At 45.3% G+C, this 21,849-nt stretch carries 12 protein-coding genes; 6 read left to right on the top strand and 6 right to left on the bottom strand.

The window, feature by feature from the left end:
* Positions 1 to 52: 52 nt before the first annotated feature.
* The 3 genes from AAE250_RS01995 to AAE250_RS01985 all read right to left on the bottom strand — a co-directional run bounded on the left by AAE250_RS01995 (position 53) and on the right by AAE250_RS01985 (position 6,380).
* Complete coding sequence (locus AAE250_RS01995; protein ID WP_294596867.1) at positions 53 to 682, bottom strand: FKBP-type peptidyl-prolyl cis-trans isomerase; 630 nt, start codon at positions 680 to 682, stop codon at positions 53 to 55.
* A gap of 18 nt (positions 683 to 700) precedes the next feature.
* Positions 701 to 2,242: a glycine--tRNA ligase gene (locus AAE250_RS01990; RefSeq protein WP_294596869.1), complete on the bottom strand. Its 1,542-nt coding sequence runs from the start codon at positions 2,240 to 2,242 to the stop codon at positions 701 to 703.
* Between the two features lie 136 nt (positions 2,243 to 2,378).
* Entirely contained in the window at positions 2,379 to 6,380 is a 4,002-nt protein-coding gene (locus AAE250_RS01985; protein WP_294596872.1) for a two-component regulator propeller domain-containing protein, read from the bottom strand.
* Positions 6,381 to 6,697: 317 nt separating this feature from the next.
* Between AAE250_RS01985 and AAE250_RS01980 the strand changes: the two genes are divergently transcribed.
* The 3 genes from AAE250_RS01980 to AAE250_RS01970 are packed head-to-tail and all read left to right on the top strand — an operon-like array spanning position 6,698 to position 12,437.
* The gene (locus tag AAE250_RS01980) at positions 6,698 to 9,898 is read left to right on the top strand and encodes a SusC/RagA family TonB-linked outer membrane protein (protein ID WP_294596875.1); all 3,201 of its coding nucleotides are present in this window, start codon (positions 6,698 to 6,700) and stop codon (positions 9,896 to 9,898) included.
* Between the two features lie 21 nt (positions 9,899 to 9,919).
* Positions 9,920 to 11,593 carry a RagB/SusD family nutrient uptake outer membrane protein gene (locus AAE250_RS01975; protein WP_294596878.1) on the top strand — a complete coding sequence of 558 codons (1,674 nt, stop codon included), beginning with the start codon at positions 9,920 to 9,922 and terminating at the stop codon, positions 11,591 to 11,593.
* 25 nt (positions 11,594 to 11,618) lie between these two features.
* Positions 11,619 to 12,437 carry an alpha/beta hydrolase gene (locus AAE250_RS01970; protein ID WP_294596881.1) on the top strand — a complete coding sequence of 273 codons (819 nt, stop codon included), beginning with the start codon at positions 11,619 to 11,621 and terminating at the stop codon, positions 12,435 to 12,437.
* A gap of 305 nt (positions 12,438 to 12,742) precedes the next feature.
* Here AAE250_RS01970 and AAE250_RS01965 read toward each other — a convergent pair whose 3' ends face one another.
* Positions 12,743 to 14,269 carry a MutS-related protein gene (locus tag AAE250_RS01965; protein WP_294596883.1) on the bottom strand — a complete coding sequence of 509 codons (1,527 nt, stop codon included), beginning with the start codon at positions 14,267 to 14,269 and terminating at the stop codon, positions 12,743 to 12,745.
* 148 nt (positions 14,270 to 14,417) lie between these two features.
* Here AAE250_RS01965 and AAE250_RS01960 point away from each other — a divergent pair, with 148 nt between their 5' ends.
* The 3 genes from AAE250_RS01960 (at position 14,418) to AAE250_RS01950 (ending at position 19,100) form a co-directional block, all read left to right on the top strand.
* Entirely contained in the window at positions 14,418 to 17,099 is a 2,682-nt protein-coding gene (locus tag AAE250_RS01960; protein ID WP_294596885.1) for a DNA gyrase/topoisomerase IV subunit A, read from the top strand.
* A 134-nt stretch (positions 17,100 to 17,233) separates the two neighbouring features.
* Positions 17,234 to 18,076 carry a DUF3316 domain-containing protein gene (locus AAE250_RS01955; protein ID WP_294596888.1) on the top strand — a complete coding sequence of 281 codons (843 nt, stop codon included), beginning with the start codon at positions 17,234 to 17,236 and terminating at the stop codon, positions 18,074 to 18,076.
* 16 nt (positions 18,077 to 18,092) lie between these two features.
* Positions 18,093 to 19,100: a S41 family peptidase gene (locus tag AAE250_RS01950; protein WP_294596890.1), complete on the top strand. Its 1,008-nt coding sequence runs from the start codon at positions 18,093 to 18,095 to the stop codon at positions 19,098 to 19,100.
* A 150-nt stretch (positions 19,101 to 19,250) separates the two neighbouring features.
* On the opposite strand, the gene AAE250_RS01945 is transcribed toward AAE250_RS01950, so the two are convergent.
* The gene (locus AAE250_RS01945) at positions 19,251 to 20,105 is read right to left on the bottom strand and encodes a hypothetical protein (RefSeq protein WP_294596892.1); all 855 of its coding nucleotides are present in this window, start codon (positions 20,103 to 20,105) and stop codon (positions 19,251 to 19,253) included.
* Between the two features lie 28 nt (positions 20,106 to 20,133).
* The gene (locus AAE250_RS01940) at positions 20,134 to 21,837 is read right to left on the bottom strand and encodes a RagB/SusD family nutrient uptake outer membrane protein (RefSeq protein WP_294596895.1); all 1,704 of its coding nucleotides are present in this window, start codon (positions 21,835 to 21,837) and stop codon (positions 20,134 to 20,136) included.
* Positions 21,838 to 21,849: the final 12 nt, after the last annotated feature.

Genomic DNA, 21,849 nt, shown 5'->3' with positions numbered 1-21,849 from the left:
GTGGTGAAGAACAAATCTTCACCACCCTTTTCTTTATCTTTTATACAATCGCTTATTCAACAATACTATCCAGCATCAAATCAAACGTCAATGCAGTATATCCAAGTATCGCATCTTTACCGGCAGCGCCATATCCGGACTGCCAAGGTATATAAAGCATCCAGCGTTCACCGGTACGCATATATTGCAAAGCCCACGTCCATCCCGGAACAACACCGGTTACCGTAAAAGTAGTTGGAGAATCGAACTCTGTTTCTTTCTTCTGCGGCGGAATAGGAATGTTACGATCAAGCGAACCATACCCCTCAAAGTTTCCGTCAAACTTATCACCGGTAATCAAAGTACCATAATAATAGGCACTGACAGTAGAATGATAACCCGAATATAACGGACGCTCTCCCGTTTCATTCTTCACGAGCTTCTTGCAATAGACATATTGCTCACCGGTATTAGTTCCGGCAGTAGTCTGTATGGCATACAATTTTCCGAGTTCCATTCTATCAGCAGCTTCCATTGTAGCCACATAGTTGTCACCGGTCAACGTCTTTATCGAGTCTGCAAAAGCCTCGTTACGTTCTCTCCAGTTATCATACTTCCCTACTTCTTCAGTTTCCTCGCAAGAGACGAAGACTCCTGCCAGAAACAGCAAGAAAGGCAAAAACAAAAGGGATGGTCTTTTCATTCAGTTCTATTATTTATGTTATTGCAGCGTCTTCAGCACCGACGTGATGCTTACACGGTCTGCAATGATGTTATTCAATTCAGAGATAGCAACGCGTTCCTGCTGCATCGTATCACGATTACGCAGCGTCACGCAGTTATCTTCCAGCGTCTGATGGTCTACAGTTACGCAATACGGAGTACCGATGGCATCCTGACGGCGGTAACGCTTGCCGATAGAGTCTTTCTCATCATACTGGCAATGGAAGTGGAACTTCAGATCGTCGATGATCTCGCGAGCCTTCTCGGGCAGACTGTCCTTCTTTACCAGCGGCATAACGGCCAGCTTTACCGGAGCCAGCGCAGCAGGCAACTTCAGGACAACACGGCTTTCTCCGCTCTCCAGCTGCTCTTCGCAGTACGAAGCGGACATGATGCTGAGGAACATACGGTCTACACCGATACTTGTCTCGATGACATACGGAGTATAGCTTTCGTTCGTTTCAGGGTCGAAGTACTTGATGTTCTTGCCCGAGAACTTCTCGTGCTGAGACAAGTCGAAGTTCGTACGGCTATGGATACCTTCCACTTCCTTGAAGCCGAAGGGCATCAGGAATTCAATGTCGGTAGCAGCATTGGCATAGTGAGCCAGCTTATCATGGTCGTGGAAACGGTAATGGTCGTCACCGAATCCCAGTGCTTTGTGCCATTTCAGGCGGGTTTCCTTCCATGTCTTGAACCAGTCGAGTTCTGTTCCCGGTTTTACGAAGAACTGCATTTCCATCTGTTCGAACTCGCGCATACGGAAAATGAACTGGCGCGCCACAATCTCATTACGGAAAGCCTTACCAATCTGTGCAATACCGAAAGGAATCTTCATACGGCCGGTCTTCTGTACATTCAGGTAGTTAACGAAGATACCCTGTGCCGTCTCCGGACGCAAATATATCTTCATTGCACCGTCCGAAGTAGAACCCATCTCGGTAGAGAACATCAGGTTGAACTGACGTACTTCCGTCCAGTTCTTTGTTCCGCTGATGGGACAAACGATTTCTTCGTCGACGATAATCTGACGGAGTTCGTCGAGATTATTATCATTCAGTGCCTTTGCAAAACGTTCGTGCAGTGCATCGCGCTTTGCCTGGTGTTCCAGTACGCGTCCGTTGGTGCTGCGGAACTGTGCTTCGTCAAAAGCCTCGCCGAAACGTTTGGCAGCTTTGGCTACTTCCTTATTTATCTTATCGTCGTACTTGGCGAGTTGGTCTTCTATCAATACATCGGCACGATAACGTTTTTTGGAATCGCGGTTGTCAATCAAAGGGTCATTGAAAGCATCCACGTGTCCGCTGGCCTTCCAGATGGTGGGGTGCATAAAGATGGCTGAATCAATGCCTACAATGTTTTCGTGCAGCAGCACCATGCTCTGCCACCAGTATTGTTTGATGTTGTTTTTCAATTCCACACCCATCTGACCGTAGTCGTATACGGCTCCCAGTCCGTCGTAAATGTCGCTGGAAGGGAATACAAATCCATATTCCTTGCAGTGTGATACGAGTTTCTTAAAAACGTCTTCTTGTGCCATTTCTTGTTGTATCTTAATTAATTTGATTCTTTTTTTCAGTTAAAAAGCGCCACAAAGATAGGCATTTATATCATAAGTAGGACACGGAGGGTATTAATTTATCTTATCCTACACCTATTTATCAACCTCCTTAAACTTATTGTTCCGTTTTATTACGAATAGAATCTTTCTTATATTCCGAAGGCAAGTAACCAAATTCTTCTTTAAAGAACTTGGCAAATTGTTTCGGTGATATTCCTACTTGATAGGCTATCTGCGAAACGCCCAGTTGGCTACTTTCCAAGAGTTTCTTCCCTCGCTTCAAACGCAGAATCCGGATAAACTCCAGCGGAGACTTCCCGGTTATCTGTATCATCTTCTTGTACAACCCGCTACGACTCATACCTACTGCCGCACTGAACTCTTCGACAGAAAAATCTGAATTATCCATATTATCTTCTACAATCCGAATGGACTTCTCTATCAATTGTTCATCCAATGTACTGATTGTTATCTCTGAAGGAGAAATATCAACCGTGTTGAACATCTCGTGATTACGCCGTGCCCATTCCAGTAGTTTATGGATGCGCAACAGCAGTATTTCAAGATTGAAAGGTTTCGTAATATACTCATCCGCTCCTTCCTTCAAACCACCGAGAATATTTTCCTCGGCTGTGCGGGCAGTAAGCAAAATAACCGGAATATGTGAATAGCGTATATCGGTCTTGATTTTACGACACAACTCCATTCCATCCATAACAGGCATCATCACATCACTAATAACGATAGAAACAGAACGATGGGCGAGAACTGAGAGGGCATTTTTTCCGTTAGAAGCTTCGAATACTTGATAGTGCTCTTTCAGACAGTTCATAAGAAAAGAACGGAAATCATCATTGTCTTCTACAATCAGCAACGACACCTCCGACTGTTTAGAAACTATTTTCGAAACAGTATCTGTCACTATTTCCGCTGTGTCACCCTCTACTTCCACTGATTCAGCCGACTGAATTATCGGGAGAATAACAGTAAATACAGAGCCCTGTGGTTTATTATCTGTCACCGTAATTTCTCCACCGTGGAGAGTTACATATTCTTTAACGATATGTAAACCGATACCACTTCCCATATAGGGAGTAGTCACATGCTGTTCTTGAAAGAAACGGTCAAATATTTTCTCTTTATTTTCATCCTTGACGCCGATACCACTATCAGCAACCTCTATTCGTACACATTCCCCGCTATCAGTCTGTATCTTATCCACAGAAACTGTCACGCTACCATTCTCATGATTATACTTAATAGCATTGGATAGTAGATTGAATACAATCCGTTGTACCTTATTACGATCGAAATCCATTTCTATTTTAGAGGTGTTGATGTGGACCTGTAAAGCTATCCCATGCTTTTGTGACAAAGATTCAAAAGGAACACATGTTTCTGCTATGAAATCGGTCAAATCGCCATAAGATAAAGATAGCTGTACTTTCTGTTGATCAAGCTTACGGAAATCCAGTAATTGATTTACTTCATTGACTAAAGTCGTAGCATTGCGATGCATCAGAAGCAAATCATCTTTGATTATTTTGCCTTTCTCCGAATGCAGTAACTTTTCCAAAGGAGTAATGATGAGTGATAAGGGAGTACGAAGATCATGACTCACATTAGTAAAGAATCGCATTTTCGCCTCATCCATTTCAAGTTGTTGTCTGATTTCCAATTCCCGTTTCTGCTGTGCCAATATCCGCCTATGTTTCGTACGTATACGTCTAAGCACAAAAAATCCGATGACTAATACTAAAAAGTCATAGATTATGTAAGCAGGAACAGAGAGCCAAAAAGGCGGACGTACCCGAATAGTCAAATTGGAAACAGGACTATTGGTTCCATGCACTTCATTCACTCTGACTTGCAATGGATAAGTACCCGGAGAAAGCTTATTGAAATAAATTTTATTTCCTTCCAGTTTTATCCACTCTTCGCCTGCACCTAATCTATAGGCGAACTGGAGTTTATGCTGGATGCCATAATCCATTGCAGAGATTTCCAAAGCAAAATTATTGTCTGAATAGTTCACGGTTATTTCATCTAACAATTGAATGTTCTTCTGTAGCAATATCCTGCCATCGTGCGTGGCTGCTCCCACATCAATGCGTTGATTGGCCAAATAAAGTCCGGTGAAAATAACTTTATGGCTGCTTATATGATATTTATTCCGAATAGGACTAATCTTCAAATATTTTCCCGTACCACCCATCAATATTTCACCTTTACTATTACAATAAATAGAATAGTTACAGAAATGAATATTCCCAATGCCATCTTCCTCAAAATAGGGGTAACAACAATATTGAAGGTCTTGCTCAGCTGGATTGTCTATCACGATAATATGAGTGATGCCATAATCAGTGGTGATCCATATATTCTTATCATGATCCTCTGCTATACCACGGACATAAGGATGGGACAAGCCGTCGTCAGCCGAAAGATGCATAAGTGTCCCCTTTCTTTCATCATAGACTCTGATGCCAGTTTGGGTACCAATCCACAACAATCCCCGACTATCACGATACAAGCAATTAACATGAATCTTATCCAGAAGACGATTTTCCTCATTACGGCAATTCACAAATGTGGGTTGTTTGGTTTGTACATCAACCATATATAAGCCTGTACTGGTACCGACATATAACGTAGAAAAATCATCAGAATAGACTAAGTCGGTAATACTATTAGTACGCAAACATGAGTTCTTCATGGTGTAGCTGGTAAATTCTCCACGATCATTTAAGCAGTACAACCCATGCAAAAATGTACCTATCCATAGATTTCCATATTTATCCTCAACAAAATGGCGTACATACTTTATAGGATTCTCCTTCCCTTCTCCTTCTACAAACCGATTAAGAGGATGGAATGTTTCTCCTTCTTTATAAAATATACCATTACCATAGCTGCCAAACCATAATTTCCCATTAGTATCTACATACGAACTTATAATCAGATTGGAAGGTATATTACAATTGCCAGTATTAAAGAATTTATATGTTCCCCGTTCGCTGTCATAACGAGCAAGTCCTTTACCATCAAATCCCAGCCATAAATAGCCGTCATTATCTTCTTGAAAACAGCTGATGTCCTCCAATTCCGGAGCCCGATATACTTCAAAAAAAGTGTTGTTCAGACACGTGAAGGACACACCCTGCTTCGTCGTTCCGACCCACATTATCTCCTGATTATCTTTATATAGACAATTAATATGATTACTGGATAATGAAAACGGATTATCAACATTCTGGTCTATTTGTACAAAACTGTTTTTATCTTTTGCAAATATATAAATGCCTTGACTGTTAGTTCCCATCCAAATATTACCATCACCGTCATCTACTATCGTTTTCACAAAATCCGCTTTCAAAATGTCCTTTTCTGAAAGCTCAACAAAAGTCTGTCGGCTGGTGTCATAGCACTGTACATAAGATGAATAAATAGTATAAATCCATAATCGATATTGCGTATCCATATACATACAATGCTCTCCGGATGAAGGAAGTGTCAATTGAAGCACGTTTTGCAGCTGCCCTGTCTCCCAATTAATTTGCGCTATTTCTCCATCAGCAAATAACAAGAATGAACGCCGCTGCCTGGAAACAACATGTAGTAACTTCTTGTCCGGCAAAAGTAATTGGCGCAGTCCTCCATCCTTAAACGTATAATAATACAGCCTGCCATTGGCCACACACCAAAGATTCTGCTCACAATCGACATTCAGCATCTCAATGTGTGTTGCTTCTATCCCTAATCTGGATAGCCGCCCATATATATCCTTGTCTATTTCGTCAAGTTCACGATTATAACATAGATAGAGTCCGGGAGTTTTAATCCAGATGCAGCCGGAAGCGTCTTCCGCTACAGAATTGATACAGTTATTGTAGGTTCCCAATTGAGTAGTAGTGTACCGTTTACATTGATAGCCGTCATAACGGTTTAGACCATTGATTGTACCAAACCACATAAATCCGTATTGATCGCGCAAAATGGATAACACATAATTATCGGATATACCGGATTTGACATCAAATGTACGAAAGACTAATCGTGCATCAATTTGTGCACAATAAGCCATCAAACAATACAAAAGCATCAGAAGGTTTTTCATTTTACGATTATAAGGTATGATTTTGATGACAAAGATAGGTATTCTCCATCAATAAAGAGAGTACAAAGATTCTCCATTTGGGTAAAAACACTCCCCATTTGGGTAAATACACAAAACGGATAGTCTCGTAATCAATGAAGGATACTTCCAAAAAGGCTTTTCCCTACTTTTGTCGATCGAAAGGCATAACGCCAAACTTGTATTTTTCTTAGAGCCCGACAAGAGGTAGGTACAAAAGGCCGGCCGTACCAACCGCCTTGTCGGGCCAAAGAAAAAACTTTTGTATTCAAATAATGTTAAACTTTATGACTAATAGCATGAAAAAGATCTTTATGATCGGGATTTGCAGTACCTTTCTATTGGGAGGAGCTTCGCTTCAAACCATGGCTGTAACTCCGATTAGCGTGGAAACCGCACAACAGAGCCGGAAAATTTCCGGTACAGTAGTCGATCAAAATGGAGAGCCGGTAATTGGTGCCAATGTATTGCAAAAAGGTACAACAAATGGTGCAATAACAGATATTGATGGGCATTTTACACTGGATTGTCCGGTAGGGGCTTCACTTACCATCTCTTTTATCGGATACCTGCAACAACAGGTTAAAGCAACAGATGGTATGAAAATAGTACTCCAAGAAGACAGTAAGACATTGGACGAAGTTGTGGTAATAGGTTACGGTTTTGTGAAGAAGAGCGACCTTACCGGTTCTGTGGTACAAGTAAAGAGCGAGGAACTGTTAAAGAATTCGCCTGTAAGCCTGGAAAAAGGCTTGCAAGGACGCTTGACCGGTGTAAATGTAATATCCAATGACGGCGCTCCGGGTGGTGGCATCAGTATCCAAATTCGCGGAACCAACTCCTTTCAAGGTTCTACAGAGCCTCTGTATGTAATTGACGGAGTACCTGTATCCGATAGTAATGACGATACCATCAATTTTGATTCAAGTGCACCGAACTACAGCAATGCACTTTCTTCATTGAATCCCAATGACATTGCTTCCATTGAGATCCTAAAAGATGCCTCGGCAACAGCCATTTATGGCTCGCGTGGAGCCAATGGTGTAGTGCTGATTACTACGAAAAACGGTAGTGGAATAGATGTAAAAGATCAAGTCACATTATCCTACAAGCTGACAAGCAGCCACGCTACCAAGAAAATAAAAGTATTGGGCGCTAAAGACTATGCCGAATACAGGAATCTTTCATACATCAACACTCAAGAAGTTTCCAACTTTGAATGGGAACAAGTCAACCTGCCTTTTCCCGGAATGACAAACAGCGAAGGAACTTATTTGAAAGGGCCGGATGATTTTGACAACAACCCTTATTACTGGCAAGATCAAATTCTCAGATCGGGATTAACACATGATTTGAATCTAAATATCTCCGGCCAATCAAAAGGCTTTGACTATTCCGTAAGTGGTGGGTTCTTAAGTCAGGATGGTATTATAAACGGCTCCGATTATTCCCGATACACTGTGAAAGCCAATATAAACAAGCAAGTAAAGCCATGGCTGAAGTTCGGGACATCCGTATCAGGAACTTTTGCCAATTCAAATGTACTGAAAACCGCAACCAACAACAAAAATAACGGAACGGAAGGAGTTGTACGTTCGGCTATTACCTACCCCGCTTCGCAAACCCAAGAAGACTTGGACAACGAATACAGTATGGTAGCTGTACCGACCCGTTACATCAACGCGCTGAATGAGAATCGTAACATGACATTCAGAACCTCGAACTATCTGAACATATCCCTCGCAGACGGACTGATTTTCAGGACAGTACTAGGATATAACTATACTCGCAACGATGCCAACAAATATTGGCCTAGTTATCTGGCTGAAGGAAAAGGCATCGGTGGCAAATCAAATGCTGGTGACAACTGGCGTTCTTCTTTACTGTTTGATAACTTGCTGATGTATAACAAAACATTCAACCGGAAACATAATATCAGTGCTACGGTAGGAACATCTTGGGAAGAAGCAAGTTATTATAATAAGACAATCACCGTGCAGGGATTTGGTACAGACGACACACAAGGATGGCTATTGCAGGATGCAGGTACAATGGCTGCCGTCAGTTCCGGCAAAGGAGACTCCCAGCTATTCTCCCTCATCGGACGCTTCGCCTATAACTATGCCGGCAAATATTACCTCACCTTCACAGCGCGTGATGATGTGTCGAGCAAATTTGCCAAAGGAAAGCGAGCTGCTTTTTTCCCCTCTATCGGCCTTTCCTATCGTTTATCCGAAGAGAATTTCATGAAAGGAATATCCAGTGTGCTGAGTAACGTAAAATTGCGCTATAGCTATGGAGCATCCGGTAACCAAGCCATTGGCTCTTATCAGACTTTTGCCATCATGGCAGCTGCTAACTATCCTTTCGGTTCGAATATTGAGAATGGTTATGCCACAAACACTTACAATCCTGGCAATAAAGAATTGACTTGGGAAACTACCTGGCAGCACGATTTTGGTTTGGAACTGATGTTCTTCAAACGAATTTCTTTAGAACTTGACTATTATCACAAGAAAACGACAGACCTGCTGCAATATAAACAAACACCCCCCAGTACTGGCATTGAACAGATACTTTCCAACAGTGGTGCGGTTATCAACAAAGGCTTTGAAGCCAATATGAAAGTGTATGCCATCCAGGGAAAGAACTTCTCACTGTCATTCGGTGGAAATATCTCGTTCAATAAAAACGAAATTTGCGATTTCGGGAAAGACCCAATGTTCCCCAACTCCATTTATAACAGTATGCGTCCTTATGCTCTTGCCGACGGTCATCCCATCGGTGCCTTCTACGGATGGGTACATAATGGTATATGGCAATCGAAAGAAGAAGTCATCAACAGTCATCAATTCAAGACTCAATATCCCAACTATAAAGCAGATGGCTCGGATGCAGCCGTTGAAGAAATTATACGCCGTGATTGGATAGGAGAAATAAAGTACAAAGATATGGACGGAGACGGATTCATCACCGACAAAGATCAAGACTGGATAGGTGACGCCAACCCAGACTTCTATTATGGCTTCAATCTTGATTTAAACTGGAAGAACTTCGACTTTAGCGTATTATTCCAAGGAGTACAAGGAAATGATATTTTCAATATGAATGCACTTCGCTTTTATGATTTGGGCGAAACACGCAATATACCCTATTATGTCTACGACCAGTCGTGGAGCGTCAATCCACAAACTGCAGTGGCACCTAAAATATTCTACTATTCAGGAAGAGATGTCCGATTCTCCAGACTGTATCTGGACAACGGTTCTTACCTGAAACTGCGTTCTTTGTCTATCGGCTATACCATCAAGAATCCATTACCACACATCAACAGTGTCCGGCTTAGCGCTACAGGAAATAACCTACTAACTTTTACGAAGTATAAAGGATATGACCCGGAAGTCAACTCCTTCGGTTCTACACCTTCGTTAAGAGGTATTGACTCCGGTGCCTACCCTCAGCAACGCAGTTTTACATTTGGCCTTAATATTGTTTTCTAACTAATAAAAAGAATTCAAGGTATGAAAAAGATACAAATAATCATGATAGCTCTTGCAGCAGCACTTGCTGCAAGCTGCTCTTTAGACGAACATCCATACTCCATCACTTCTGAACAGCTAGCTCAAAGCGAAGCGGGAGCAAAGCAATTAGTAACCGGAATCTATGCTATATTCTGGGATAATTGGTGCATGGAACAAACCTATGAAGCATGGGTGGATCAAGACCATGACCACTGTGCCGCACCTGGTTGGGTACTCAGCTCTGCCGGTAGTGGAGACGTGACAGGGCACTATGCTTACAATACTAACAATGATTTGTGGAGTGTATTTTACCGAATGATAAACCGGGCCAACAAGGCAAAAGAATCACTTGAAAAGACCAATGCCTACACAGAAGATTCAAGTGTACGGCAACTTTATGGAGAAACTCTTTTTCTCAGAGCATATGCTTATTTCCATTTGGTAAGAATGTACGGAGCCGTACCCTTGAGACTTACAGCAGAAACAGAACTCAACTGTCCGCGCTCCTCTGTAGAGGATGTCTATAAGCAAGTTACAGAAGATCTGGAAACTGCACTCGAATATATGTACTTCAACTCCGAAGGTAATGTCGGGGCATGGGGGCATGCTGATAAAACTGCCGCAATCCTGCTTTTAGCACGCGTTTACTGCACAATGGGATCAGCTGCATTGTCCAATAATGGTGCAGAAATGATTGTAGATATCAAAGGAGAACCTAAGAAATTCAATTGTGTCGCTGTAGATGGTGCAGCGAATATCAATGCCGAGCAATGCTATAGCAGAGCCAAAGAATTATGCGACATGGTAATTGCCCGACGGGGAACAGACTATGACCTGGCTCCAGACTATTTAAACCTTTGGGGAAGTAACAACCGCAGAAACAAAGAGTTCGTATGGGGTGCATCCGCCAACGGCAGCGATACCGATTTCCACAACTCCTATCTGCACTATTACCACAATCCCGCCCCTTACGGAGGCGCAGGTGCATGGGTATATATGGCTCCAAACCTGTATGAGCAATACGATGCAGTCGACGAACGTATTGTCCATGGAATATGGCATTATTATCAAACTGCCTACGGTGCTACCCAAAAGTGGGTTTCATTCCCTTCCAATTCCGACGTATACAATGAAGAGAATCTTCCGGAAAACCTGAAAGCTTTCTGTCCCAATTTCAACAGTACTTACCAATATGGGGTAGCATGTCTTACCAAACATTATAATGGTGATATTGCCAATCCTTCATTCTATTCAGCACGGCAGGCAACAGCACAAGATCAAGACGTTATACTGATTCGGTTTGCAGAGGCTTATCTGCTTCGTGCAGAAGCAGAGGTGGAACTTGGCAATATCCAGGCCGCAATGAAAGATGTGGATGTAATCAGGAAACGCGCTAAAGCCGAAACTCTGTATTCCGGCAAAGTGACAGACAAAGTGGAAGCCCGTAGTCTGGTTCTGAAAGAGCGTGGTCTGGAATTCTGCCAAGAATTCAATCGAAAATTTGACTTGTTGCGTTGGGGGTTATATTTAGACGTGATGAACGAAACCCAATCCATCGTTTGTGGCAATGCAAACCGTTCTACCATTCGTTCAAAGAAAAATCTGCTCTATGCCATTCCAGCCGCCGAAGTGGCAGAAAACAAATTGTTAGGCGGAAATAATTATGGATATTGATTATCACTTAAGAAATAAAACTATCATGAGAAAATATTGTTTAATATTATTTTTATTACTAACTGTCATAGGTGCTGCTGCTCAAAAAGTCACATACAAGGAGACAAAAGATATACCCTACTCCTCTTCAAAAGATACTTATGCACAAGAGCGCTGCAAATTAGACATCTACTATCCTGAAAACTTAAAAGATTGTCCCACCGTTATATGGTTTCACGGTGGCGGGTTGACCAGTGGAAGCAAATCCATCCCAGGAAAACTGAGAAATGCAGGCATGGTGGTAGTAGCCGTCAACTATCGTTTGTTACCTAATGTAACAATAGACAAATGTCTGACTGATGCAGCATCAGCTGTAGCATGGACTTTCCGTGAGATAGAAAAATACGGTGGTTCACGAAGTAAGATTTTCATTTCCGGGCATTCGGCAGGTGGATACCTGACAGCTATGCTGGGATTAGATAAAAGTTGGCTCGGCAAACAAGGGATAGATGCCGATTCCATTGCCGGACTGATTCCCTTCAGCGGACAAGCTATCAGCCATTTTTCTTACCGACAAATGAATGGAATTGATAATCTGCAGCCTACGATCGACAAGTATGCCCCCCTCTTTCATGTTAGGAAAGACGCTCCCCCCCTCATTCTTATCACCGGTGACCGCGAATTGGAACTTTTCGGACGATATGAAGAGAATGCCTACTTGTGGCGTATGATGAAACTAACAGGACACCCAAAGACCTATTTATACGAGATAGACGGGCACGGACATGGGCCGATGGGAGAACCAGCTTTCCACATTCTGCATCAATGGATAAAGAAATTATTAGGAGAAAAATCAGAATACTGATTGAGTATGCCCGATACTGAAATTAAGCTGTTTCAGCCAATTACTAGAAGCTAAAACAGTGCACTAAACAAACAGGGTCGCTCTTTTAGAGAGCGACCCTGAATGAAATATACCTCCCGTCCAAAGCAGAAGCAACAAAATCAGAGAAACAGAACAATTTCACCCACTTCCTACCTCCTTCGTACCCGAGTCTTACCCGGTTCTTACCTGCTTCTTGCATTCTCCCTCCCTATAGACACGAAGGAAACAAGGCTCAAGTAAGAGAAAGAAGAGCTTTTGACCAAAAGAAGGCGGGATAGAAGAGGCTATAATGCATCTTCTCCGGCTATCCGGTATGCTTCCCGCACCACCTCGCCGGGATAGCCGCACATCTCTATGATACGGATTGCATTGCGCTCGGTCACCGGCCCGGGTTTCAGCTTGTAGTCAAAGGACAGAGTATCATTTTCAACACTCTCGCAGAAGTGATACAAATCATACTCTTCACTGAGCAGGGAGGCCAACTCAATGTCGTGGGTAGAAACAAACACAATATTGCCATGGCTGACTAAAGCAGAAAGTACCGCCTTGGCAATGGCAATACGCTCCACCGTATTAGTACCTTTGAACAACTCATCCAGCAGGAAGAAATGGCCGTGCTTCTCACTGTCTTCCAGCATTTCTTTGATAGTCTGCACTTCTTCCAGAAAGAAACTTTTCCCTTCCATCAAGCTGTCTTCCAAATGAATGGCAGAAGACAGACGGGCATTTACGGGAAGACGGAAACAGCGGGCACAACAAGTGTGAAGCACTTGTGCCGAAAGCAGATTAAGCCCTATAGAACGGATGAAGGTAGTCTTGCCGGACATATTGGAACCGGTAATAAGAACTGATTTGCCATGAAGCGTTATGTCATTAGAGACACAATCTTCCACAAGCGGATGATAAAGCCCTTCGGCATGGAAAGTCTCACCGGGTGCACAAGGTTCGGGCAAAGTATAGTACGGCAATCCGTCCCGAAGCATGGAAACAGAGCAAAGCACGTCCACCAGTCCGAAGAAACGGAACACTTCTTCTATCTGTCCCTGTTTGCCCTGTAGTAAGAAAAAGGCTTTGGAGACGGGAATGGCTTCCCGCAAGAAAAATATATTTATCAGCTCGGTCAGGTAGTAAGCGATAATCATCGTATCGTTCTCCAGCCCGATACTGAAACGGAAAAAAGACAGCTTCTTCAGCAGCGGGTGCAGGCTTTGCAAAGTCTCCCGGATGCCATTATGCACCGAAGCACACAGCGGACGGTCCGCCAGCTTCTCCGCCTGCCTCAGCAATCGCCACAACTGGGGAATGGAAAAGAAATATCCCTGGATGCGCGCCTTGCTGCGATAGTGAAGAAACAGATTCACCAGCACGGCGATGCATAGCACCCCCAGCCAGATGAGGGAGGAAGTGAGATAGGTCACCCCCGCTAAAATAAAGGGAACAAATTGCAACACACACAGCAAGCGATAATAACGACGGGAATACACCGGATGGGATGTGGCAAACAGAGAGGTTATGGTATAAGCATCCGACTTATCCAGTTTCTTCAGATCACGCTGGATAGCTGCACGCAATGCCTTATCTGCAGAGAGCTTGCCGATTGCCTCCTCGTGAGCGGCGACTTCGGAAAGCCGGTCATAGTGCAGCAGGTTGTAGAGATATTGGCGTCCCACACAAGAGGAGGTGCAATCTATTGACAGAAAGAAATCATCCAGGTTCAGGTCGTCCCATGTTTTTGGCGACAACAAGCCGTCCGTATCTTTCTTCGCCCTGTACTCATGGTAGAGCGATATATCCGAAAACGATTGTCCCATTTGAAAATTTGTATTAAAGTGATAGACAAAAATAGCGAAAACATCACGCAATATCTAACTTCTTTGCAGGTTTTCCCGATAAAATTCGTATTTTTGCGTGCAACTGAAAAATCAGTAATATCATAGAATAGACAATTCCCGAACAAATATGAGCGAAGATTTTGAAGCACCGAAAGACGATTTGGACAAAGAACTCCCGGCCGGGAGCGAAGAACATTCGGAATATAAACCCGCGGACACGAAAGACGCCAACGTGAAGCATCAACTGAGCGGCATGTATCAGAATTGGTTTCTGGACTACGCCTCTTACGTGATACTGGAGCGTGCCGTACCCCACATCATGGACGGACTGAAGCCCGTGCAGCGCCGCATCCTGCACACCATGCGGCGCATGGAGGACGGACGCTACAACAAGGTGGCGAACATTGTGGGCGAGGCCATGAAGTTCCACCCGCACGGCGATGCTTCCATCAAAGATGCCCTGGTGCAGCTGGGACAAAAGGACATGCTCATCGACTGTCAGGGAAACTGGGGAAACATACTGACAGGAGACGATGCCGCCGCTGCCCGATACATCGAAGCACGCCTGACGAAGTTTGCACTGGATGTAGTATTCAACCCCAAGACCACGGAATGGAAGCTCTCCTACGATGGGCGAAACCGGGAACCGGTGACACTGCCTGTAAAGTTCCCGTTGCTACTGGCACAGGGCGTAGAGGGTATTGCCGTAGGTCTGTCGTCCAAGATACTGCCGCACAACTTCAACGAGCTATGCGATGCCTCCATCCAATACTTGCACAACGAAGAATTCAAGCTATACCCCGATTTCCAGACGGGCGGCTCCATCGATGTGTCCAAGTACAACGACGGTGAACGCGGCGGTGCTGTACGCGTACGCTCCAAAATAGAGAAGATAGACAATAAGACGCTTGCCATCAAGGAAATCCCCTACGGGAAAACCGTAGCAGGCATCTGCGATTCCATCGTGAAGGCAAGCGAGAAGGGAAAGATTAAGATACGCAAGGTGGAAGACCTGACGTCGGACAGCGCCGAAATACTGGTGCACCTGGCTCCGGGCGTATCGTCGGACAAGACCATCGACGCCCTGTACGCCTTCACCGACTGCGAAGTAAGCATCTCGCCCAACTGTTGCGTCATCGACGACCAGAAGCCGCACTTCCTCACCGTAAGCGACGTGCTGCGCAAGTCGGTGGACAATACCCTGGCTCTGCTGCGCATGGAACTGGAGATACGCAAGGGCGAAATCCTGGAAAGCCTGCACTTCGCTTCCCTGGAAAAGATATTCATCGAAGAACGCATCTACAAGGACAAAGAGTTTGAGCAATCTAAGAATATGGATGCTGCTTGCGAGCACATCGACACGAGGCTGACCCCGTACTATCCCACCTTCATCCGTGAGGTGACCAAAGACGACATCCTCAAACTGATGGAGATAAAGATGGCGCGCATCCTCAAGTTCAACTCCGACAAGGCAGAGGAACTGATTGCCCGCATGAAGGCGGACATCGAAGAGATAGACCGCCACCTGGCAAACATCGTGGAATATACCGTGGACTGGTTCCGCATGCTGAAAGAGAAATACGGCAAAGGCTTCCCGCGCCGCACGGAGTTGCGCAACTTCGACACCATCGAAGCAACCAAAGTAATCGAAGCCAACGAAAAGCTGTACATCAACCGCGAAGAAGGCTTTATCGGCACCAGCCTGAAGAAGGACGAGTTCATAGCCAACTGTTCGCCCATAGACGATGTCATCATCTTCTTCCGCGACGGCAAATATATCATCACCCCGGTGGCCGACAAGAAGTTCGTTGGCAAGAACATACTCTATGCCAATGTCTTCAAGAAGAACGACAAGCGTACCATCTACAACGTATGCTACCGCGATGGCAAGGAGGGCACGAGCTACATCAAGCGCTTTGCCGTAACATCCATTGTGCGCGACCGCGAATACGATGTTACCCAAGGTACGCCCGAATCCAGAATAACCTATTTCTCCGCCAATCCCAACGGTGAGGCAGAAATCATCAAAGTGACCCTGAAGCCTAACCCGCGCGTGCGCCGTATCATCTTCGAGGAAGACTTCAGCGCCATCAACATCAAGGGACGGCAGGCCATGGGTAACATCCTGACGAAGCTACCCGTGCACAAGATAGCATTGAAACAACGCGGAGGCTCCACCCTGGGCGGACGTAAGGTATGGTTCGACCGCGATGTTCTGCGCCTCAACTACGACGGACGCGGAGAATACCTCGGCGAATTCCAGAGCGACGACAGCATCCTGGTAGTACAGAACAACGGAGACTTCTACACCACCAACTTCGACCTGAACAACCACTACGACGACAGCATCCGAGTACTGGAGAAATACGACCCCAACAAGGTATGGACAGCCGTGCTCTACGACGCCGACCAGCAGAACTACCCGTACATCAAGCGTTTCTGCCTCGAAGCCACCGCCCGCAAACAGAACTACATGGGCGAGAACAAGAACAGCAGCCTCATTCTGCTGACGGACGAATGTTATCCGCGTCTGGAAGTCATATTCGGCGGTCACGACAACTTCCGCGAACCGATGATTATCGAGGCCGATGAGTTTATCGCCGTGAAAGGTTTCAAAGCCAAAGGCAAGCGACTGACTACCTTTACCATCGAAACCATCAACGAGTTGGAGCCCACCCGCCAACCCGAACCTGCACAAGAACCGGAAGCACCGGAAGCAGACAGCGAACCGGAAATTCTGGACCCTGACCACGGGAAAAGCGACGAAGACATCATAGATGAGATAACGGGGCAGATGAAACTGTTTTAAATGATTCGCAGCAGAAGAAGCAATGTCCTGCAGCAGAAGAAGCAATGTTTTACCCCAAAAGAAGCAATGTCCTGCAGCAGAAGAAGTAATGTTTTGAGTGAAAAGAATAAGTGTTTTATGATTGGCAATAGACTATGAATCTATATAAAATAATAATTTCATGCGGACTGCTTCTGGGGACTGCCGGACTGAAAGCGCAAGAATCGCTCCCCACCTCCATCCCTACGTTGGAGCCGAACCGCATCATCACCCGCGCCACCCTGTACGGCGTAGGTTTTACCAACGTATTCGACACTTATCTGTCACCTCAGGAATATAAAGGTATCGACTTCCGCATCTCCCGCGAAAGCATGCGCATGACGAAATGGATGGACGGCAACGTCTCCCAGCAAACCTTTTTCCAAGCCGACCTGGGATATACCCACAACCGGGTGGACAATAACAACACCTTCTCCGGCCTGGCAAACTGGAACTACGGCCTGCACTACAACTTCCCCATCACCCCCAACTTCAAGTTGCTGGCCGGGGGCGTGGGAGACTTCAACGGTGGCTTCGTCTACAACCTGCGTAATGGCAACAACCCCGCCCAGGCACGCGCTTACATCAACCTTGCCGCTTCGGGTATGGCCATCTGGAACCTGCGTATTAAGAACCACCCCGTCACGTTGCGCTATCAGGTAAATCTTCCGTTGATGGGTGTCATGTTCTCCCCTAATTACGGGCAGTCCTACTACGAGATATTCACATTAGGCCATTGGGATGGGGTTATTAAGTTCACATCCCTGCACAACCAGCCTTCTTTGAGGCAGATGCTGACGGCAGACTTCCCGGTAGGACGTGCCCGAATGCGCTTTGCCTACATCTGGGATGCCCAGCAGGCCAAGGTGAATGAAATAAAGATGCACACCTACTCGCATGTGTTCATGATAGGATTTGTCAAGGAGTTATATTTGTTTCCCAACAGGAAACTGAAATAAATAAGGAACACAAATTATGAGAAGAAGAACTATATACTGCCTGTTACTGGCCTTGCTCCCTTTACTCAGCAGCTGCATCCGCGAAGAGGAATTCAGCAATACGCCCCAAGGTAACTTTGAGACCTTATGGAAAATCATCGACGAGCAATATTGCTTCCTGGACTACAAGCAAATAGACTGGGATGCCATCCATGACAAATACCAGCCGCTCATCACCCCGGGAATGAGCAACGACGGCCTGTTCGAGATACTGGGCAACATGCTTGCCGAACTGAAAGACGGGCACGTCAACCTGTACTCCTCTTCCAACATGGCGCGCTACTGGGACTGGTATCTGGACTATCCGCGCAACTACAACGAAAGCATCATCGAGAGGAACTACCTGGGCCGCGACTACCGCATTGCCGCCGGCGCCAAGTACACCATTCTGGACGACAATATAGGTTATGTTTCCTACGAATCCTTCTCCGCCGGCATCGGCAACGGCAATCTGGACGAGATCCTCTCCTATCTCTCCGTCTGCAACGGACTGATTATAGACGTGCGCAACAACGGAGGAGGCGACCTGACCAATGCCACCCGTTTTGCCGCCCGCTTCACCAACGAGAAGGTACTGACGGGCTACATCCAGCACAAAACGGGCAAGGGACACAATGACTTTTCAGATCCTACTCCTATCTATCTGGAACCTTCCAACAGCATCCGCTGGCAAAAGAAAGTAGCCGTACTGACCAACCGCCACTCCTACAGTGCCACCAACGACTTTGTAAACTCCATGCGCTACCTCCCCAATGTCATCCTGGTAGGTGACAAAACCGGCGGTGGTTCCGGCCTTCCCTTCTCCTCCGAACTGCCCAACGGATGGGGAGTCCGCTTCTCCGCCAGCCCTCACCTGGATGCCGAAAAGCAACATATCGAGTTCGGCATCGACCCGACCAAGAAAGTGGATATGAGCAAGGAAGACGAGGACAACGGCGTGGATACAATTATAGAAGAGGCACGGAGACTGCTGAAAGTAAACTAAAAAGAGAATATAAAAGTAACGCCAGGTGACTTCTCACGAGGACACCTGGCGATATTTCTTCCTGTTAGACGAAAGAAATAATTAATGCAAAATTAAACTTGGAGAGAATCTCCTCTATATTGCTCTTCACGAGTCTTGTTTGTATGTAGTTCAATCAGCGATAAAGCTGTCGTAACCATAGTCTATACCTCCGACTGCCACATAATACTGAATGTAGATGAAGCAATTGTAATTTCCATACATACCGCTTTCATACCCACCTTCTGTAACAAAAGCATCATTGCCTTGCCAATACCCGATATCACGTACATTAACCGTACCATGACTGCCATATACAAATGGAGTATCGGTTGCGGGAACCCGGAAGAATTGGTATTTTCCATCGTCATCTGAACCCGTATAGTCTATCAATTTTATTTTGAGCGAATAACCCGGGCCGAACACATCCTTGAATCGGTAGAGGGTAGCATCCGTCGTACAAAGTTGCAGAGTCGTGGGAGATGATGTAAGTCCCAGTGCTTCTATTAATTTAGGAGAAGCTCCATAATAATAAGTACCGGTAACTACATCGGTCCACTCAAGTCCGGTATAGGTCGTTTCGGCAGAAGTCTTTTTATTTCCTCCTACCGCTACTGCTGTGATGGTATATGCCCCATACAGATCAACCACAGTAACATCGGCAGTCGATGCAGCGGAGAGTCCGTCAACCTTCTTGCCGTTTGATACAACATAATCCATGTAACCGCTTTCGCCCATAGATGCTACATGCGCCTCCTTTTCAGAAGTCTTTTCCGCTAAATAATAAACTTCGGTTGTTTTGTTGTTTGTAGCCAGTCGAAGTATTATGTCATTGTCCGGATTGTTAGGTCTGCTTGCTGTGTACTGATAAAGAGTAACTGCAGGAGCGGAGTCATTTCCCGGATTCGTTCCTTCATCATCCGAACACGAAGTGAACGTCACGGTGGCTATAAGTACCGTAAATAAAGTATAAATGTATCTTTTCATATTCTTCATTTTTATAAGTTAATCCCAATTACCACACATGTGCTTCAGAGATTGCAGTAGGTTTCAGAGGCGTAGGATTGTTTGTACAAGCAGTGTTATAGTTGGTCTCCGTCTGTACAATGCAGAAGTCCATCCAGTTAGGATATTTATTTCCGGCATTGGAAGTATAGGCATCGGAGTTCCATTGATAAGCTTCGGCATGATTGCTGTTGGCATAGCAACGGATTACACTCTTGTCCAGACGTTTGATATCGAACATGGCGAAACCTTCACCCCATAACTCTACCCGGCGCTGCCACCATACTTCATTCTGAAATGCCGTAGCATAACTACTGTCATAAGTTTCGGAATGGGTGCCGTAAACGAAGTTCGGGTCACGCAACTTGGCAAATGCAGTCAGTAACTCAATACCTCTCGATTCACTCTGCATTCCGGCAGCCTCAGCCTCGATAAGTTTCATCTCTTCTACACGCATCAGCGGTACTGCAACAGTGAAGGCCGCATACTGGTTGGCATGTTCACCACCTGCCGGACGGAATTTAACAGACAATCCACCTACCAGGGGGACATTCCCCGTACCTTTCTTGGCAGCATCGGCCGAAGTCAAGATGCCTTCGGGCGAGTCGGAATATTCGGAAAGTGCGATTAATGCATCATCCCCGCTCATATCGTCGATACCAAAATCAATAAAACTCTTCTTGCGGAAATCCGTGTTTGGAATGGTTTGATAAAGATGATAGTCTATGCGTTTGGGAGAACCGTAGTTGGCTGCATATCCGCATCCCGATTCGCTTACTTCAAGTATCATTTGTGAACCCCAACTGCTGTCGCCATCATTCCGAAGAATATTCGCATCCGTGCTCTTAAAGGTTAGTCCGAATATCCACGAAGAATTCGGGGTGTTGAAACCTTCGGTATTGGAGGTAAATTCACTTTCGCTCATCACGGTATAGCCTTCCTGGGCTTTCTTGGCGTAAGCTTCCGCATTGGCCCAGTCTTCCATAGTCAGATAAGCACGTGCTTTCAGACCATATACGACAGAGAGGTTGGGAGTATAGACATCGCTGCGTTTGTAGTCGGCAAGATAGGTTTCCGCTTTGTCGAGGTCAGAGAGTATCTGTGCCCACATCACTTCATTGGTGGCACGCGGATTGGAAGCTAACTCACCGAGAGAAGTGGTTTCTGTTACCAACGGAACAGTTTCGGCTCCTTTGTCCTGTGCATAAGTTTTCTGCGAGAACATACGTGCCATGTCCATATAGAACATTGCGCGCATGGAGTAAGCAATACCTGCTCCCGCCATTTTATCCGCACTCGGTTCAGCTCCGGCTAAAGAGATTACCGTGTTGCAACTCTTTATCCAGCCATAGTAGTAGGTCCATGGATACTGGCTTACCGCATACTGGGGGCCCAGTCCTGTTCCGCATCCATACCATGTAGTGTACCACTCATTACCGGTATCTCCCAAAGCCATATCCTGTCCCATGACATCGCGCATCAGGAAGAAGGAAGGATAACCATAATCATAAGGAGTATTATCACTACCACTATAGGTAAAGGAACCTGCCAATGAGTTCGTAATCGCCGTAACGAAGTTGTTGAATGATCCGGGAGCATCTGCTGCCTGGTCAGTCGTGGCTTGATTGGTTTGCGGGTCAATTTCCTTGATACAACTTGACATGACCGCAAGTCCAAGCGTAGCTATCGAGAATAGTTTTACTATATTTTTCATATACATTATTTC

The organism is Bacteroides sp. GD17, assembly GCF_038448625.1.
GTDB lineage: Bacteria > Bacteroidota > Bacteroidia > Bacteroidales > Bacteroidaceae > Bacteroides.
The sequence above is the reverse complement of the archived record's forward strand: the minus strand, read 5'-3'. Positions and strand labels throughout refer to the sequence as shown.

Coding starts and splice junctions, on each gene's coding strand:
- AAE250_RS01995 (WP_294596867.1), bottom strand. CDS start 682: ATGAAAAGACCATCCCTTTTGTTTTTGCCTTTCTTGCTGTTTCTGGCA.
- AAE250_RS01990 (WP_294596869.1), bottom strand. CDS start 2,242: ATGGCACAAGAAGACGTTTTTAAGAAACTCGTATCACACTGCAAGGAA.
- AAE250_RS01985 (WP_294596872.1), bottom strand. CDS start 6,380: ATGAAAAACCTTCTGATGCTTTTGTATTGTTTGATGGCTTATTGTGCA.
- AAE250_RS01980 (WP_294596875.1), top strand. CDS start 6,698: ATGAAAAAGATCTTTATGATCGGGATTTGCAGTACCTTTCTATTGGGA.
- AAE250_RS01975 (WP_294596878.1), top strand. CDS start 9,920: ATGAAAAAGATACAAATAATCATGATAGCTCTTGCAGCAGCACTTGCT.
- AAE250_RS01970 (WP_294596881.1), top strand. CDS start 11,619: ATGAGAAAATATTGTTTAATATTATTTTTATTACTAACTGTCATAGGT.
- AAE250_RS01965 (WP_294596883.1), bottom strand. CDS start 14,269: ATGGGACAATCGTTTTCGGATATATCGCTCTACCATGAGTACAGGGCG.
- AAE250_RS01960 (WP_294596885.1), top strand. CDS start 14,418: ATGAGCGAAGATTTTGAAGCACCGAAAGACGATTTGGACAAAGAACTC.
- AAE250_RS01955 (WP_294596888.1), top strand. CDS start 17,234: ATGAATCTATATAAAATAATAATTTCATGCGGACTGCTTCTGGGGACT.
- AAE250_RS01950 (WP_294596890.1), top strand. CDS start 18,093: ATGAGAAGAAGAACTATATACTGCCTGTTACTGGCCTTGCTCCCTTTA.
- AAE250_RS01945 (WP_294596892.1), bottom strand. CDS start 20,105: ATGAAAAGATACATTTATACTTTATTTACGGTACTTATAGCCACCGTG.
- AAE250_RS01940 (WP_294596895.1), bottom strand. CDS start 21,837: ATGAAAAATATAGTAAAACTATTCTCGATAGCTACGCTTGGACTTGCG.